At 71.3% G+C, this 15699-nt stretch carries 15 protein-coding genes; 10 read left to right on the forward strand and 5 right to left on the reverse strand.

Features of this window, described 5'->3' with window-relative positions; genetic code table 11:
- Positions 1 to 94: 94 nt before the first annotated feature.
- Complete coding sequence (locus HNQ09_RS01750) at positions 95 to 769, forward strand: phosphatase PAP2 family protein (protein ID WP_184024574.1); 675 nt, start codon at positions 95 to 97, stop codon at positions 767 to 769.
- A 42-nt stretch (positions 770 to 811) separates the two neighbouring features.
- Here HNQ09_RS01750 and HNQ09_RS01755 read toward each other — a convergent pair whose 3' ends face one another.
- Together HNQ09_RS01755 and HNQ09_RS01760 are read right to left on the reverse strand one after the other, a co-directional pair.
- On the reverse strand, positions 812 to 2227 hold the full coding sequence (locus tag HNQ09_RS01755; protein ID WP_184024577.1) for an aspartate kinase: 1416 nt from the start codon (positions 2225 to 2227) through the stop codon (positions 812 to 814).
- 126 nt (positions 2228 to 2353) lie between these two features.
- Positions 2354 to 2602 (reverse strand): KGG domain-containing protein, encoded by a 249-nt coding sequence (locus tag HNQ09_RS01760; protein ID WP_184024580.1) that lies wholly within the window; start codon positions 2600 to 2602, stop codon positions 2354 to 2356.
- Positions 2603 to 3164: 562 nt separating this feature from the next.
- Here HNQ09_RS01760 and gap point away from each other — a divergent pair.
- From gap to HNQ09_RS01790, 7 genes are all read left to right on the forward strand, one after another.
- Positions 3165 to 4160, forward strand: coding sequence for a type I glyceraldehyde-3-phosphate dehydrogenase (gap, locus tag HNQ09_RS01765; RefSeq protein ID WP_184024582.1), 996 nt, complete (start codon positions 3165 to 3167; stop codon positions 4158 to 4160).
- Between the two features lie 86 nt (positions 4161 to 4246).
- Positions 4247 to 5416: a phosphoglycerate kinase gene (locus HNQ09_RS01770; RefSeq protein WP_184024584.1), complete on the forward strand. Its 1170-nt coding sequence runs from the start codon at positions 4247 to 4249 to the stop codon at positions 5414 to 5416.
- The gene (gene tpiA / locus HNQ09_RS01775; protein ID WP_184024586.1) at positions 5413 to 6165 is read left to right on the forward strand and encodes a triose-phosphate isomerase; all 753 of its coding nucleotides are present in this window, start codon (positions 5413 to 5415) and stop codon (positions 6163 to 6165) included. Before HNQ09_RS01770 ends, tpiA begins: the two co-directional genes overlap by 4 nt.
- Positions 6166 to 6391: 226 nt before the next feature.
- Entirely contained in the window at positions 6392 to 6526 is a 135-nt protein-coding gene (locus HNQ09_RS19075; protein ID WP_281378242.1) for a hypothetical protein, read from the forward strand.
- A gap of 28 nt (positions 6527 to 6554) precedes the next feature.
- On the forward strand, positions 6555 to 7907 hold the full coding sequence (asnS, locus tag HNQ09_RS01780) for an asparagine--tRNA ligase (RefSeq protein WP_343057573.1): 1353 nt from the start codon (positions 6555 to 6557) through the stop codon (positions 7905 to 7907).
- 141 nt (positions 7908 to 8048) lie between these two features.
- Positions 8049 to 8942: a PhzF family phenazine biosynthesis isomerase gene (locus tag HNQ09_RS01785; protein ID WP_184024588.1), complete on the forward strand. Its 894-nt coding sequence runs from the start codon at positions 8049 to 8051 to the stop codon at positions 8940 to 8942.
- A gap of 30 nt (positions 8943 to 8972) precedes the next feature.
- The gene (locus HNQ09_RS01790; RefSeq protein ID WP_184024590.1) at positions 8973 to 9767 is read left to right on the forward strand and encodes a Cof-type HAD-IIB family hydrolase; all 795 of its coding nucleotides are present in this window, start codon (positions 8973 to 8975) and stop codon (positions 9765 to 9767) included.
- Between the two features lie 17 nt (positions 9768 to 9784).
- Here HNQ09_RS01790 and HNQ09_RS01795 read toward each other — a convergent pair whose 3' ends face one another.
- Positions 9785 to 10381, reverse strand: coding sequence for a class I SAM-dependent methyltransferase (locus tag HNQ09_RS01795; RefSeq protein ID WP_184024592.1), 597 nt, complete (start codon positions 10379 to 10381; stop codon positions 9785 to 9787).
- A gap of 84 nt (positions 10382 to 10465) precedes the next feature.
- On the opposite strand from HNQ09_RS01795, the gene recG reads away from it, so the two are divergent.
- On the forward strand, positions 10466 to 12814 hold the full coding sequence (gene recG, locus HNQ09_RS01800) for an ATP-dependent DNA helicase RecG (protein ID WP_184024595.1): 2349 nt from the start codon (positions 10466 to 10468) through the stop codon (positions 12812 to 12814).
- Here recG and HNQ09_RS01805 read toward each other — a convergent pair.
- A complete protein-coding gene (locus tag HNQ09_RS01805) occupies positions 12811 to 13005 on the reverse strand; it encodes a hypothetical protein (protein WP_184024598.1) in 195 nt (64 codons plus the stop codon). The genes recG and HNQ09_RS01805 overlap by 4 nt on opposite strands.
- A gap of 246 nt (positions 13006 to 13251) precedes the next feature.
- On the opposite strand from HNQ09_RS01805, the gene HNQ09_RS01810 reads away from it, so the two are divergent.
- Entirely contained in the window at positions 13252 to 14073 is an 822-nt protein-coding gene (locus HNQ09_RS01810; RefSeq protein WP_184024600.1) for an SDR family oxidoreductase, read from the forward strand.
- A 74-nt stretch (positions 14074 to 14147) separates the two neighbouring features.
- On the opposite strand, the gene HNQ09_RS01815 is transcribed toward HNQ09_RS01810, so the two are convergent.
- Entirely contained in the window at positions 14148 to 15695 is a 1548-nt protein-coding gene (locus HNQ09_RS01815; RefSeq protein WP_184025168.1) for a gamma-glutamyltransferase family protein, read from the reverse strand.
- Positions 15696 to 15699 lie beyond the last annotated feature (4 nt).

Here is a 15699-nt window from a genome sequence, read left to right on the forward strand (position 1 = left end):
CATGGTGCGCCCGGGGGCAGCGGCGCCACATCGGCGGGGTGGCGCAGGCCCGGGTGCGCCGAATGGCGGAGCGGGCCGCTTTAGAGTGATGCCCATGCGCCGTGACCTTCCCACGTTGCTGGCCGCGCACTGGACGCGGCTGGCGCTGCTGCTGCTGGGCGTGCTGGGACCGCTGGCCCTGTTTGCCGACCTCGCCGGGGACGTGCTGCGGACAGGCGGCTTCGGGTGGGACCGGACGATCCTGGCGGGGGTGGCGAGCAGCCGCACGCCGGACGGGACTTTCGCGGCGCAGGCGCTCTCGACCCTGGGCGGGCTGTGGGCGCTGCCGCTGGTCGTGGGCGCCCTGGCGCTGGGGCTGGCCCGGGCCGGGGGGCGGGCGCACGCCCGCTTCCTGGTGGGCGCGGTGGCGGGGGCGGCGGCCCTGAACGTGCTGGTCAAGCTGGTGTTCCAGCGGCCCCGCCCGGCCGACCTGGTCGCCGTGCTGACCGAGCCGGGCTTTTCCTTTCCCAGCGGGCACGCCATGAGCAACCTGGCGTTCGGGTACGCGCTGACACTGGTGTTCTGGCACACCCGCTGGCGCTGGCCGGTCGCCCTGCTGGGCTGCGGCTGGGGGCTGGCGGTGGGCCTGAGCCGCATCTACCTGGGCGTGCATTACCCCAGCGACGTGCTGGCGGGTTTCGCGGCCTCGGTCGCCTGGGTGGCGGGGCTGTACCTGATTCTGGGGCGGCGCTGGCCCGCGCTGCGGCGTTCGCCGCGCCCAGGGCGGTGAGGACCGCAGGGGACGGCCGAGGTGGAACCGGAAGCCCGCGCCTCAGTCGGCAGCAGTGGGGGCGGTTTCGCCCAGGCGGAAGGCGGCGTGGACGGCGCGGGTGGCCTGGTCGACCTGGGCGCCCTCGATGGCGACGCTGATGTTCAGCTCGCTCGACCCCTGGGAGATCATCAGGATATTCACGTCCTCGCCCGCCAGCGCGCCGAACATCCGGGCGGCGACGCCTTTCTGGCCGCGCATCCCCGCCCCGACGATGGCGAGCACCGCCACGCCGGGCTGCTCCTCGATGCCCAGTTCGCCGCTCACTCCCCGGCGCAGGGCGGCCAGGGTGCGGCGGGCGTCGGCGCTTTGCACGGCCAGCGAGACGTTGCTCATCGAGCTGCTCTGCGAGACCATCAGGAGGGTGATGTTCTCGCGGGCGATGGCGGCGAACAGGCTGGCGACCACGTCGGGAACGCCGAGCACGCCCGCGCCGGTCACGCTGATGATGCTGACTCCCCGGATGGCGGTCACCGCCTTGACTGGGTGCGCCGCGTCGCCGCCCGCCTGCTCGCGCACCAGCGTGCCGGGAAAGTCGGGGTCGGCGGCACTCTTGACCCGCAGCGGAATGCCGCTTTCTTGCAGCGGCGTGACGGCCAGCGGGTGCAGCACCTTGGCGCCGAAGTAGGCGAGTTCCATCACCTCGCCGTAGCTCAGGACCTCGATGTTGCGGGCATCCTCCACCACCCGGGGATCGGCGCTCATCACGCCGTCCACGTCTTTCCAGGCCCAGACCTCGTCGGCGCCCAGCGCCTGCCCGATGATGGTGGCCGAGAAGTCGGTGCCGCCGCGCCCCAGGGTGGTGATCGCGCCGTCCTCGTTCTCGCCCATGAAGCCCGCCACGACCGGCGTGATCCCGGCCGCGAGGAGGCCGCCCAGGCGGTCGGAGATGCGCTCCCCGGTGCCGGGCAGGGGCCGGGCATTGCCGAAGTGCGCGTCGGTCATGATGCCCGCCTGCCCGCCGGTGAGATGGTGCGCGCGGACGCCCCCCTGTTCGAGCGCGAGGCCCATCAGCGGCGCCGAGAGCCGCTCCCCGAAGGCGACGATCAGGTCGCGGCTCCTGGGCGTGAGTTCGCGCAGCAGATAGACGCCGTACACCGCCTGGCGCAGGGTCTCGTGCAGCTCGCGGATCTCGCGCACCGCCGGGGAGTCGGGGGCCGCGCCGAGGTCCTGGGCCGCCGTGAAGTGACGGGTGCGCATCGCGGCGATCTCGTCGTTGGCCGCCGCGATGTCGCCGCCCTGCGCGGCCTCGGCCAGCCGCAGCAGGCCGTTGGTCACGCCCGCCATCGCGGAGACCACCACGACCACTTTCACACCCTCACGCACGCTGCGCGCCGCCAGCCCCGCGCTGTGGCGGATCGCCCGCGCGTCTTGCATGTTGGTGCCGCCGAACTTCATCACCAGCAGGGAATGCGCCATATGGGGCACAGTATGGGGCCACAGCCCTGGCCGGGGCAGGGCTGCGGGGGCCGCAAGCACCGAAAAAGGCGCCCACCCCCGTGGACGCCCCGCTCCCGGCGGCTCCCCTCCCGCTGATTGTGGCCTTCAGCTGTTCTGGCGGGTCTGGCCACCGCGTGCGGCGCGGGTGCTGCCGCGCGAGGCCTCACCGCCCTTGCGGCCCGCCTCGCGGGCTTCTTCGCTGGTAAAACGGTGGGCGTTGCCGCTGGCGTGGGCGGCGCGGCCCCCCGCGCTGGCGATGGCGCGTTGACGCTCGGGGTCCATGCCCGCAAAGCCCCGGCCTCGGCGGGCGGCGGTGCGGCTCTCGGTGCGGCTCTTGCTGGGGTTGTCGGTCATGTCGTTTCCTCCCTGAGGGGGCGCAGCGGCGCGTCTGGCCGCTGGTTTTCCCGCGCGCCTGGCTTCGGCACGCGGTCAGTCTGGGGGGCCGCTCGGCCGCGCAGGCCCAGAGCGGCGCCAAGCGCGGTTCACGTAAGCTCATCAGCCGCTGGGGTTTGGGTGAAGGGCTTTTCAGGCAAACCTCATGGGCGGGGGGGACAGGACGAGGGAGGACTGGCCCGCGTGCCGCCACATGGCGCTTGCCCCCTGTGAAGGCGCTGGGACCGGCACTGCGGGAACTGGAACTGGGGCTATCGTGGCGCTACCCCCACCGCTGCGGCCTGGGCCAACCGGCCTGACGTCTCCTGTTGTCCTCTCTTCCTGCTTGTTCTCTCTGCGGCCACTACCTTCCGGCGCAGTCCCCGGCGCAGACGCTGCGCGAGGCTCCGGATTCGGCGGGGCGGCGGGAAAGCGGAAAGGTGCGTTACACTCGCGGAGGCGTGGAGCGCGCTTCTGGGCGGTCTCCACCGATTCAAGCTGGGCGTGCAAGCCGCCGCGCTTGCCAACGAGGGGGGAAGCAGACATGAAAGTAGGCATCAACGGGTTCGGCCGAATCGGGCGTCTGGTGTTTCGCATTCTGGTCGAGCGGGGCGTGGAGGTCGTGGCGATCAACGACCTGACCGATAACAAGACCCTGGCGACCCTGCTGAAGTACGACAGCACGGCGGGACGCTTTAACGGCACGGTGGAGTATGACGACCAGAGCCTGACGGTCAACGGGCAGAAGATTCACGCCCTGGCCGAGCGCGACCCCGCCAACATCAAGTGGGGCGAGCTGGGCGTGGACATCGTGATCGAGTCGACCGGCATCTTTACCGACCGCGAGGGCGCGAGCAAGCACCTTCAGGGCGGCGCCAAGAAGGTGCTGATCACCGCGCCTGCCAAGAACGAGGACTTTTCCATCGTGCTGGGCGTCAACGAGCAGGACTACGACCCGCAGAATCACCACATCGTCTCCAACGCGAGCTGCACGACCAACTCGCTGGGCGTGCCCATGAAGCTGCTGGATGAAGCCTTCGGCATCGAAAAGGCGATCATGACGACCGTGCACTCGTACACCAACGACCAGCGCGTGCTCGACCTGCCGCACAAGGACCTGCGCCGCGCCCGCGCCGCCGCCGTGAACATCATCCCGACCTCGACCGGCGCGGCCAAGGCGGTGTCGCAGGTCTACCCCAAGCTCAAGGGCAAGTTCGACGGCACCTCGCTGCGGGTGCCCACCCCGGTCGGCTCGATCAGCGACGTGGTGGTCATCCTGGGCCGGGAGGTCACCGCCGACGAGGTGAACGCGGTCTTCCGGCAGGCCGCCGAGGGCAGCCACCAGGGGATCATCCGGTACACCGAAGACCCCATCGTCCTGGCGGACATCGTGGGCGACCCGCACTCGGCGATCATCGACGGCGGCCTGACCATGGCGATGGGGAGCCTCGTCAAGTTCTTCTCGTGGTACGACAACGAGTGGGGCTACTCCAACCGCATCGCCGATCTGGTCGAGCTGGTGCAGGAAAAAGGCGTCTAAAGTCACCAGCGGCCAGTCGCCAGTCGCCAGTTCACCGCCTCTGTCCTGGCGACTGGTGACTGGCGACTTCCACGAAAGGAGCAACCATGCAGACCCTCGATCAACTGGAGTTCCAGAACAAGCGCGTGCTGGTGCGCGTGGACTACAACGTGCCCGTTCAGGGCGGCGTGGTGCAGGACGACACCCGCGTCACGGCCAGCCTGCCCACGCTGCGGCGCTTGCTCGACGGCGGCGCCTCGCTGGTGCTGATGAGCCACTTCGGGCGGCCCAAGTCCGGGCCGGAGGAGAAATACAGCCTGCGCCCGGTCGCGGCGGTGCTGGAGGGGGCGCTGGGGCGGTCGGTGCGCTTCATTCCCTCGCTGCCGGGCAGTGACGAGACGCTGGCGGCGGTGCAGGCGCTGGAGCCAGGCGAGGTCGCGCTGCTGGAGAACGTGCGCTTCGAGCCGGGCGAGGAGAAGAACGATCCCGAACTGGCCGCGAGGTTCGCGCGGCTGGGCGAGGCCTTCGTGCTCGACGCCTTCGGGAGCGCGCACCGGGCGCACGCCTCGGTCAGCGGGGTGGCGGCGCGGCTGCCGCACGCGGCGGGGCTGCTGCTTCAGCGCGAGGTCGAGGCGCTCTCGCGGCTGATCGAGCACCCCGAGCGGCCCTACGTGGTCATCATCGGCGGGGCCAAGGTCAGCGACAAGATCAAGGTGATCGAGAACCTGCTGCCGCGCGTGGACCGCATGCTGATCGGCGGCGGAATGGCCTACACCTTTATCAAGAGCCAGGGCGGGCAGATCGGGGACTCGATCCACGAGGACGATCAGCTGGAGCTGGCGCGCCGGCTGCTGGCCGAGTACGGCGACAGGTTGCTGCTGCCGGTGGACGTGATCGCCGCCGACCGCTTCGCGGAGGACGCGCAGACGCAGGTCGTCCCCGCAGACGAGATTCCGGACGGCTGGCAGGGCCTCGACGCCGGGCCGCAGACGGTACAGGCGTACACCGAGGCCCTGCGGGGGGCAAGGACCGTCTTCTGGAACGGGCCGCTGGGCGTGTTCGAGTTTCCGGCCTTCGCGGGGGGCACCAACGCGATTGCCCGGGCGGTCGCGGAGCTGGGCGAGGAGGCCTACACCGTGATCGGCGGCGGCGACTCGGTGAGCGCGATTCACCAGAGCGGGCAGGCGGAGCGCGTGAGCCACATCAGCACCGGGGGCGGCGCCAGCCTGGAACTGCTGGAAGGCCGGGAGCTGCCGGGCGTGGAGGCGATGCGATGAGCGCCCCCACCTCCGGGCCGCGCACGCTGCTGGCCCTGAACTGGAAGATGAACAAGACGACCACCGAGGCGCGGGCCTGGGGCCGCGAGCTGGCGGGGGGCTTTGAACGCGGCGACGTGGAGGTCGCGGTGATGGCCCCGGCGATCAGCCTGCCGGGCCTCAAGGAGAGCCTGCCCGGCGGCGTGGACGTGGGCGGCCAGGATGTCAGCGCGCACGAGTCGGGCGCGTACACCGGCGAGATCAGTGCGGCGATGCTGCGCGACGTGCACGCGACCTACGTGATCGTGGGCCACTCCGAGCGCCGCGAGTACCACGGGGAAACCGACGCCGTGGTCGCCGCCAAGGCCCGGCAGGCCCAGGCGCACGGCCTGACGCCCATCGTCTGCGTGGGCGAGGGCCTGGAGGTGCGCGAGCGGGGCGAGCAGGTCGCCTACACCCTCGCGCAGCTGCGCGGCAGCCTGGACGGCGTGGCCGAGAACGTGGTCGTCGCCTACGAGCCGGTCTGGGCCATCGGCACCGGCAAGACCGCCACCGCCGACGATGCCGAGGAGCTGGCCGCCGCGATTCGCGGAGCGCTGCGGGAGCAGTACGGCGAGCTGGCGGCGGGCCTGCGGGTGCTGTACGGCGGCAGCGTCAAGCCGGACAACGTGGCCTCCATCTGCGCGCAGCCCAACGTGAACGGGGCGCTGGTGGGCGGCGCGAGCCTGAAGGTGGACGACGTGCTGGGCATGGTGAACGCACTGAAGTAGGCCGGAGCAGTTTCGCCCCCTCCCCCACTGCGGTTTGGGTGGGGGTGCTGATATGTCATTCAAGTGAATAGATTCACGATATGACAGGTCGTGAAGTTTTTGTCCCAGTCTGCCTTTCCACCCGCCTAAAGCGCTGGCCGAGCGGCTGGACGACCTGCGGACCTTCCACGCGGCGCCGGAAGGCCTCGTCCCGGGCCGCGCCTATCCGTACCTGGGAGAGGCGACGATGGACCGGGTGGTGCAGGTGAGTGCGGAGGTGATCCTGGGGCTGCTCGCGCGGCTGGAGGCGGGCGGGGTGCCAGAGGAAGCGCCGGTGTCGCTGCCGGTCCTCGACCTGCCTGGCCCGCTCAGGCTGCCGTGAGAAATGGACGGCGCCTATAATTCCGCTCGTGACTGCGACGGATACCAACATCACTATCAGCGGCCTCGGGGCGCACGTGGGCGAGACCGTGACCCTCAATGCCTGGCTGACCGACAAGAGCGGCAAGGGCAAGATCCAGTTTCTGAAGCTGCGCGACGGCTCGGGCTTCGTGCAGGCGACCGTCTTCAAGAATGACGTGCCGGAGGACGTGTTCGAGGCGGCAAAGCGCGTGGCGCAGGAGCAGGCCGTGCGGGTCACGGGCGAGGTGCGCGCCGACGAGCGGGCGCCGGGCGGCGTGGAACTGGCGGTGCGGGACCTTGCACCCTACGCCGAGAGCGGCGGCGAGTACCCCATCACGCCCAAGGAACACGGGATCGAGTTTCTGCTCGACCACCGCCACCTGTGGCTGCGTCACCGCCGTCCCTGGGCGGTGCTGCGGATTCGCGACTGCGTGCAGCGCGCCATCGTGACCTTCTTTCACGGGGAGGGCTTCGTGCGTTTCGACGCGCCCTTTTTCACGCCGAACGCCGCCGAGGGGACCACCGAACTGTTCGAGATCGACCTGTTCGGGGAGGACAAGGCCTACCTCTCGCAGACCGGGCAACTGCACGCCGAGGCGGGCGCGCTGGCGTTCGGCAAGGTCTACACCTTCGGGCCGACCTTCCGCGCGGAGAAGTCCAAGACGCGGCGGCACCTGCTGGAGTTCTGGATGGTCGAGCCGGAGGTCGCGCCGGGCGACCACGCGGGGAACATGGCCTTGCAGGAGCGGTTCGTCTCGTTCCTGGTGCGGCGGGTGCTGGAGGAATGCCGGACGGAGCTGGAGCTGCTGGGCCGCGACGTGGAAAAGCTGCGGGGGGCGGCCGAGGGCAACTACCCGCGCGTGACGTACACCGAGGCGCTGGAGATCATCCGGGGGCATATCGAGTCCGGCGACCTGCCGAAGGGCGTCCAGGCGGACGTGCAGCCCGTCGAGTGGGGCGACGACCTGGGCGCCCCGCACGAGACGATCCTGGGCTACCACTTCGACCGCCCGGTGATCGTCGAGAAGTATCCGGCGGCGATCAAGGCCTTTTACATGCAGCCGGACCCGGAAGACGCGCGGCTGGCCCTGTGCGACGACATGATCGCGCCCGAGGGCTACGGCGAGATCATCGGCGGGTCCGAGCGCATCCACGACTTCGCGCTGCTGAAGTCGCGCATCGAACACGAGGGGCTGCCGCTGGACGCCTTCGAGTGGTACCTCGACCTGCGCCGCTTCGGCAGCGTGCCGCACGCGGGCTTCGGCATGGGGCTGGAGCGCGTCATCGCCTGGATCAGCGGCATCGACCATATCCGCGAGGCGATCCCCTTCCCGCGCATGCTCACGCGCATGACGCCCTGAGCGGCTGGCGGCTGGATGAAGGCCTGGGCCGGGTTTCTCCCCGGCCTTCTGACGAAATCTACAAGTGAATAGATTCACGATAAAACTGGTCGTGAAATTTTTGTTTGCAGAGCAGCCTGGGAAGTGCGCTACAGTGCCTGCATGATCGCGTACTGCGAGGTGAGCGCGTTCACGGACACGCCCGGACACGGCAACCGGGCGGGCGTGGTGCTGGGAGCGGAGCGGCTGTCGGAGGCGCAGATGCAGGCGCTGGCAGCTTTTCTGGGCGTGCCCGAGACGGTCTTCGTGACCCGGATGGAGCAGGGGGCGGTGCGGGTGCGCTACTTCACGCCGACCCAGGAGATCGAGTTCTGCGGCCACGCGACGGTGGCGCTGGGGCTGCGGCTGGCGCAGGGTGGGCACTGGCGCGGCGAGGCGCTGGTGCTCGAAACGCTGGTGGGGCGCATTCCGCTGACGCTGGAGGCCGAGGCGGGGGTGCCCGCGCGGGTGTGGATGGAGCAGCGCGGGCTGGAGTCGCGCCCGGTGCCGCGCCCCGTGTACCGCCACCTGGCCGAGGCGCTGGGCATCGACGAGCGCATGATCCACCGGGGGCTGCCGCTGGCGTCGGCCAGCACGGGGCTGTGGAGCGTGTTCGTGCCGCTGATCGACACCCTGGTGCTCGACGCGCTGGAGCCGGACCTCGACCGCATCCATGCGCTGTCGGGCGCGCTGGAAGTGTGCAGCGTGTACGCCTACGCGCCTGTGGGGGTGGGCCGCTTCGCGGCGCGGGATTTCGCGCCTGCCGTGGGGATTCCCGAAGACCCGGTGACGGGCAGCGCGGCGGGGGCCTTGATGGCGCTGCTGGCTGGGGAAGGCCGCCTGCCGGTGCGCGGGAAGCGGGCGTGCGGCGTGGTGTACCAGGGCCACGCGCTGGGCACCCCCGGCGAGGTGGAGGTCGAGGTCGTGCTGACGGGCCGGGGGGTGGACCGGGTACGGGTGGGCGGCCGGGCGGCGCTCGACCGCGAGGGGCACTGGACGCCGGAAGGGGAAGGGTAAGCGGCCTCGGCGCGGGCGTACACTGCCCCGGTGCTGGGACTCTTGTGTGTGGACGTGGACGGAACGCTGGTGGGCACTGACAACGCGGTGCGGCCGGACGTATGGGCGGCGCTGGCGGGGGCGCGCGGGCGCGGCGTTCGGATCGCGCTGTGCTCCGGGCGCCCGGCTTTCGGAACCGCGCTGGAGTACGCGCGGCGGCTCGATCCGCAGGGCTGGCACGTCTTTCAGAACGGGGCGTCGGTGGTCGAGGTGCACGGTGGGCGCAGCCTGTCCGAAGCCCTGCCGGAGGGGGCGGAAGCCGCGCTGCTGGCCCGCGCGCGGGAGACCGGGCGGCTGCTGGAGGTCTACACCGACACCGATTACGGGGTGACCCTGCCCGGCGAGCTGGCGCGGCGGCACTCGGCGCTGCTGGGGCTGCCGTACCGGCCGCGCGAGCCGGAGGTGCTGGAGGGCGCGCGGGTGCGGGCGCAGTGGGTGGTGCCGCACACTGAGGCGGCCACCGTGCAGGCCGAACCCCACCCGGGGCTGGAGCTGCATCCGGCGGGCAGCCCGGCGATGACGGACGTGCTGTTTATCAGCGTGACGCGCGCGGGCGTGAGCAAGGGCAGCGCGGTGACGCGGGTGGCCGCCGAGTACGGGGTGCCCCTCTCGCGGGTGATGATGGTGGGCGACGGCCACAACGACGTAACGGCGATGCGGGTGGTCGGCCACCCGGTCGCGATGGGCAACGCGGACGCCGAGGCCCGCGCGGCTGCCCGTCATCACGTCGGCCACGTGGACGCGGGCGGGCTGGCCCAGGCGGTGGAGCTGGCGCTGACGCTGTAGCCTGTCAGCGTCGTCCGTCAGGGACGCACGCCGCGCGCCAGGCCGCCGCGCCAGAACAGGTCGATGCGGAAGGGCCGCGCCGTGACCCCGCCGAAGCCTGCCGTTTCCAGCAGTCTGCCTATCTCCGGCACCGTGTAGACCCGCACGAGTTCGCGGTCGTTCAGCGCGGCGAGGCGGGCAAAACCGGGCAGACCGTTGGGTACGTAATCCTGCAAGACGAGGCTGGCCCCGGGCCGCAGCACCCGCCGCCACTCGCGCAGGGCCGCCGCCGGGTCCGCGAGGTAGTGCAGGACGTTCAGGCAGGTCAGGGCGTCCACCGAGGCGTCCGGCAGCGCGAGGGCCTCGGCGGGGGAAGTCAGCAGGGTCACGCCCTGACCGGCGAGGGTGCGCGCGGCGACCCCGCGCATGCCCGCGCTGGGTTCGGCGCCGACGAGGCGCGCTCCCGGAAAGCGGGCGCGCGCCAGCGCGAGCAGGGTGCCCGTGCCGGAGCCGACGTCGAGCAGGATGCCCGCTTCCAGGGGCGGCAGCGCGTCCAGCACCTCCTGAGCGGTGCGCCGAGCGTAGCGGCCCCATTGGCGGTCATAACTCGCGGCGAGGCGGTCATAGGCTCCCATACGCCCCAGCGTACTCAGAGTGAGGCCCACCGTGAGGCAGGGCAGCGACGGCCCCGGCGCCCCTCTGTTAGCCTGCCGGGCGGTATGGCGACGGTCGCGGAATTGCGGGACAGGCTGCGGCGACCCCTGGCGGCGGAACTCGCCTCGGGCTGCGCGGACCGGGTGGTGGCGGGCGGGGTGGAGCGGCTGCTGGCCTCGCCGCTGGCCGGTCCCTTTCCGGCGGTGCGCGAGGCGCTGCGCGGCTACGCGGGGCTGGACGGCGCCGGGCGCGAGGAGGCGCTGCGGGCGGCGCTGGGGGCGCTCGACGGGCAGGCAGCGGCGGCGAGGGCGCCCCGGCCTCCCCGCGCCCCCGCCCGGCAGGCGGCGCCCACGGCGGCGCCCGGCGAGCGGCTGCCCATCGGCGCCGAGGTCGCGCGGCTGGACACCGGGCCGGGCGGGGCCAGGAAACTGGGATCGCTGGGCCTGCACACCCTGCGCGACGTGCTGCACGCCTACCCACACCGCCACGAGGACCGCCGGGCGCTGCCGGACCTCGCGGCGGTCGAGGAGGGGCAGAAGGTGACGGTAGAGGGCACGGTCGTGGCGAAGTCGCGCCGCAAGCCGAAGCCCAATATGCTGATCCTGGACGTGACGCTGGAGACGCCCTCGCGCGGGCGGGTGAAGGCGAGCTGGTTCAATCAACCGTGGGTGGAGCGGCAGCTGCGGGAGGGCGCGCGGCTGGTCCTCACGGGCCGGGTCAAGAAGTTCGGCCGCTCCGTGCAGCTCGGGGTCGAGCATCTGGAGACGGTGGAAGACGCCCAGGAGAGCCTCAGCACGGGCCGGATCGTGGGCGTGTACGACGCCAAGGACGGCATTTCGCAGGAGTTCTTGCGCCGCGCCGCTTTCCGGGCACTTCAGGCCGCGCCGCCCGACGACTACCTGCCCGCGCACTGGCGGCAGAAATACGGGCTGACCGACCTGGGGGACGCGCTGTGGGGCATCCACTTTCCGGGAGACGAGGCGCACCTGGAGCGCGGGATGAACCGGCTGCGCTTCGACGAGTACCTCTTTTTGGAGCTGCGGGTACTGCTGCAAGGCGAGGACGCGGTGCTGCTGGGCAAGAGATTCCAGGCGACCGGGGATGATATCGGGCGCTTCGAGGCCGCCCTCCCCTTCTCGTTCACGGGCGCGCAGCGGCGGGTGCTGCTGGAGATCACCGACGACATGCGCAGTGACCGCCAGATGGCGAGGTTGGTGCAGGGGGACGTGGGGAGTGGCAAGACGGCGGTAGCGGCGTGCGCGCTGTACCTCGCCGTGCGCGACGGCTACCAGGGGGCGCTGATGGCCCCGACCGAGATCCTGGCGCGGCAGCACTACGCGAATCTGGTGGGGTACCTGGGCAAGCTCGACGTGCGGGTCGGCCTCCTGATCGGCGCGATGACGCCGAGACAGAAGCTGGAGATGCAGACGCGCATCGCCCAGGGCGAGGTGGACGTGGTGGTGGGCACCCAGGCCCTGATTCAGGAGAACGTGCGCTTCGACAACCTGGGGCTGGCGGTCGTGGACGAGGAGCACCGCTTCGGGGTGATGCAGCGGCGCAAATTGCTGGCGGGCCGCCCGGACGTGCTGGTCATGAGCGCCACGCCGATTCCGCGCAGCCTCGCGCTGACCGCCTACGGCGACCTCGAACTCTCGGTCATCGACGAGCTGCCGCCGGGGCGCACGCCGGTCGAGACGAAGCTGATTCAGGACACGCACCGCCAGCAGGCTTACGGCTTCGTGATGAAACAGATCCGGGAGGGGCGACAGGCCTTTGTGGTCACGGCCCTGATCGAGGAGAACGAGAACCTGGAGCTGCTGGCGGCCACCCAGCTCGCGGACGACCTGAAGGTCATCTTGCCCGAAGCGCGCATCGACCTGCTGCACGGCAAGATGACGGCGGCCGAAAAGGAACACGTGATGGACCGCTTCCGGGCGCGCGAGTTCGACGTGCTGGTCTCCACCACCGTGATCGAGGTCGGCGTGGACGTGCCCAACGCCTCGGTGATGGTGATCGAGAACGCCGAGCGCTTCGGCCTCTCGCAGTTGCACCAGCTGCGGGGCCGGGTGGGGCGCGGCAGCGCGAAGAGTTACTGCGTGCTGGTCGCAGGCGAGCATTCCAAGAAGACCCGCCAGCGCCTCAAGATCATCGAGGGGTCCACCGACGGCTTCGTGATCGCCGAGGCCGACCTCAAGCTGCGCGGCCCCGGCGAGCTTCGCGGCACGCGCCAGAGCGGGATTCCGGATTTGCGGCTGGGCGACCTCGCCAGCGACGTGGAGGTCATCGAACGGGCGCGCGAACTCGCCAAGCACATCCTCAGCCACGATCCCCGGCTGGAGCACCCCCGGCTCCAGTACCTCAGGACCGAGTTGCAGAGCCGCTCGCAGAGCGTGGCGTTCCGCGAGGTGATCTAGGGCTGGTTGTTCCCTCTGCGGCGCCAGACCGCGACCACCCCGGCCAGAACCAGCACCGCGCCCAGGCCGATCACGATGGGTTGACTGCTCGCCCAGCCGAGGTAGGCCAGCAGCAGGCCGCCGAGGAAGAACAGCAAAAGACCCCCCAGGTGCGCGAGAACGTGAATCAGAACGGAGGCCAGTTCTTGCATGGCCCAGGGTACCCTTCCCGGTCCAGGCCGCGTGCCGCAGATCAGCCCGCCGCCGTGACAACGCTGTGACACGGCCCGCCTAGACTGACCCCATCAGCGCACAATTCAAAGCGGGCCGGGTGAAGCCCGCAAGCGCCGGGAGGTTGGCTCCACCGTGGGCCAGCCTCTCTTTTCGTCCATTCGGGGGCCCCGTATTGTCTTCACGGACGCCGCGCCGGGTGGGGATGCGCCCCTATGCTGGGCCGCATGGTCTACGACATGCACGGCAAGGTGGTCCTGGTGACGGGCGCGACGAACGGCATCGGCTTGGTGACGGCGCGGGAACTGGCCGGGGCGGGCGCGCGGGTGCATGTCGTGGGGCGTGACCCGCAGAAGACGGCGCGGGTGGCGCGGGAGGTCGGCGCGGCGGGGACCCTGATCGCCGACCTGTCCGAACTCGCGCAGGTGCGCCGCTTGGCCGCCGAGTTCCGTGAGCGCGAGGAGCGGCTGGACGTGCTGGTCAACAACGCCGGGGCCTACTACGCCCGGCGGCAGGAGACGCGAGAGGGGGTGGAGATGACCTGGGCCCTCAATCACCTCGCGCCCTTCCTGCTCACGCGGGAGCTGTTGCCGCTGCTGCGCGGGTCGCGGGACGCGCGGGTGGTGACGGTGTCCTCGGAGGCGCACCGCTTCGGGCGAATCCGCTTCGATGACCCGGAGTTCCGGCGCGGGTACGGCGGCTGGGGCGCCTACGCCCAGAGCAAGCTGGCGAACGTGCTGTTCGCGCGCGAACTCGCCCGCCGGGAGGGGTGGCTGAGCAGCAACAGCCTGCACCCCGGCATGGTCCGCAGCGGCTTCGGGCACAACAACGGCGGACGGGTCAGCCTGCTGTGGCGGGTGATGGACCGCTTCGCCATCACGCCGGAAGAGGGCGCGTTGACGACGCTGCGGCTTGCCAGCGACCCGTCCCTGGCGGTCAGCGGGGGCTATTTCAGCGAGGAAAGGCTGAAGACCCCCGCGCCGCAGGCCCGGGACGACGCGGCGGCGGCGCGGCTGTGGGCGCTGAGCGAGGAATACGTGGGGCGCTGAGGCGCCGGGAGTGGGAAGTGGGCAGTGGTGAGCGGAGGAAAGCCCCGATCTACTGACCACTTCCTCCTGCCCACTTACCACACCGCGATATGCCCGTCCGTCCGGCTCTCGGTGCCGCCCTCCAGCACGCCGGTTTCGGGGTTGCGCCAGATGATCTGGCCGCGTCCGAAAGAGCCGGGGTCAAGCTGCACCCGGACCTCGTGGCCCCGGGCGGCGAGGGCGCGGGCGGCCTGAGCGCCGAGGGCATGCTCGACCTCCACCGCCTTGCCCTGAAGCCACTGCCAGCGCGGGGCGTCGAGGGCCTGCTGGGGGTTCAGGCCGTAACGCAAGGTGTTCAGCACGACCTGGAGGTGGCCCTGCGGCTGCATGAAGCCGCCCATGACGCCGAAGGGGCCGACCGGGGTGCCGTCCGCGCGGGTCAGGAAGCCGGGGATGATGGTGTGGTAGGGCCGCTTGCCGGGCGCGAGGGCGTTGGGGTGCCCCGGCTGGAGGCTGAAGTTGTGGCCGCGGTTGTGCAGCCCGATGCCGGTGCCGGGCACGACCACGCCCGAGCCAAAGCCCATGTAGTTGCTCTGGATCAGGCTGACCATCCCGCCTTCCCCGTCGGCGGCGGCGAGGTAGACGGTGCCGCCGGAGCTGGGGGCGGTGGTGGCGGGGTCGTGGGCCAGGTTGCCCAGCAGCGCGCGGTGGGCCGCCGCGTTTCCGGCCGAGAGCAGCCGCTCCACGTCCACCGGCACCTGGCGGGGATCGCCCACGTAGGCATGAGCGTCGGCAAAGCCGCGCTTCATCGCCTCGATCTGGAGGTGCAGCCCGGCGGGGTCGCCCCACTGTTCCGGCAGGTCCAGGCCGTTCAGGACGTTCAGGGCGATCAGGGCCGCGATCCCCTGGCCGTTGGGCGGAATCTCGTGGACGCGGTGACCGCCAAACTCGGCATGGATCGGCGTGACCCATTCCGAGCGGTGGGCGGCGAGGTCGCTGCCGCGCAGCAAGCCGCCGGTCGCGCGGGAATGGGCGTCGATCTGCCCGGCCAGCTCGCCCTCGTAGAAGGCGGCGCCGTTCGTGGCGGCGATGCGTTCCAGGGTGCGGGCGTGGGCCTCGCTGCGCCACAGGGCGCCGGGGGCCGGGGTAAAGCCGCCGGGCGCGAAGACGCGGAACCATTCCTCCATGATCGGCAGGCCCAGGCCCTGGTAGATACGGATCGCCCGCGCCCAGCCGGAGGCCAGCACGGGCGAGAGTGGATAGCCCCCCCGGGCGAGGCGAATGGCGGGCGCCAGCACCTCCGCGAAGGGCAGGCGGCCGAAGCGGGCATGCAGGTCGGCCCAGCCGCGCACCGCGCCGGGCACGGTGACGGGGGTCCAGCCGTGGCGGGGCATCTCGCCGCCGTGGCGCTCGGCCAGGGCGTCCAAAGTCAGGGCCTCAGGTGCCGCGCCGCTGGCGTTCAGGCCGTGCAGCTCGCCCCCGGCCCACACCAGCGCGAAGAGGTCCCCGCCGATCCCGTTGCTGGTGGGTTCGGCCACCGTCAGGGCGGCGGCGGTGGCGATGGCCGCGTCCACGGCGTTGCCGCCCGCTTGCAGGAGGCTCAGGCCCGCCTGGGCGGCGAGCGGCTGGCTGGTGGCGACCATGCCC

The organism is Deinococcus budaensis (assembly GCF_014201885.1).
GTDB classification, from domain to species: Bacteria; Deinococcota; Deinococci; order Deinococcales; family Deinococcaceae; genus Deinococcus; species Deinococcus budaensis.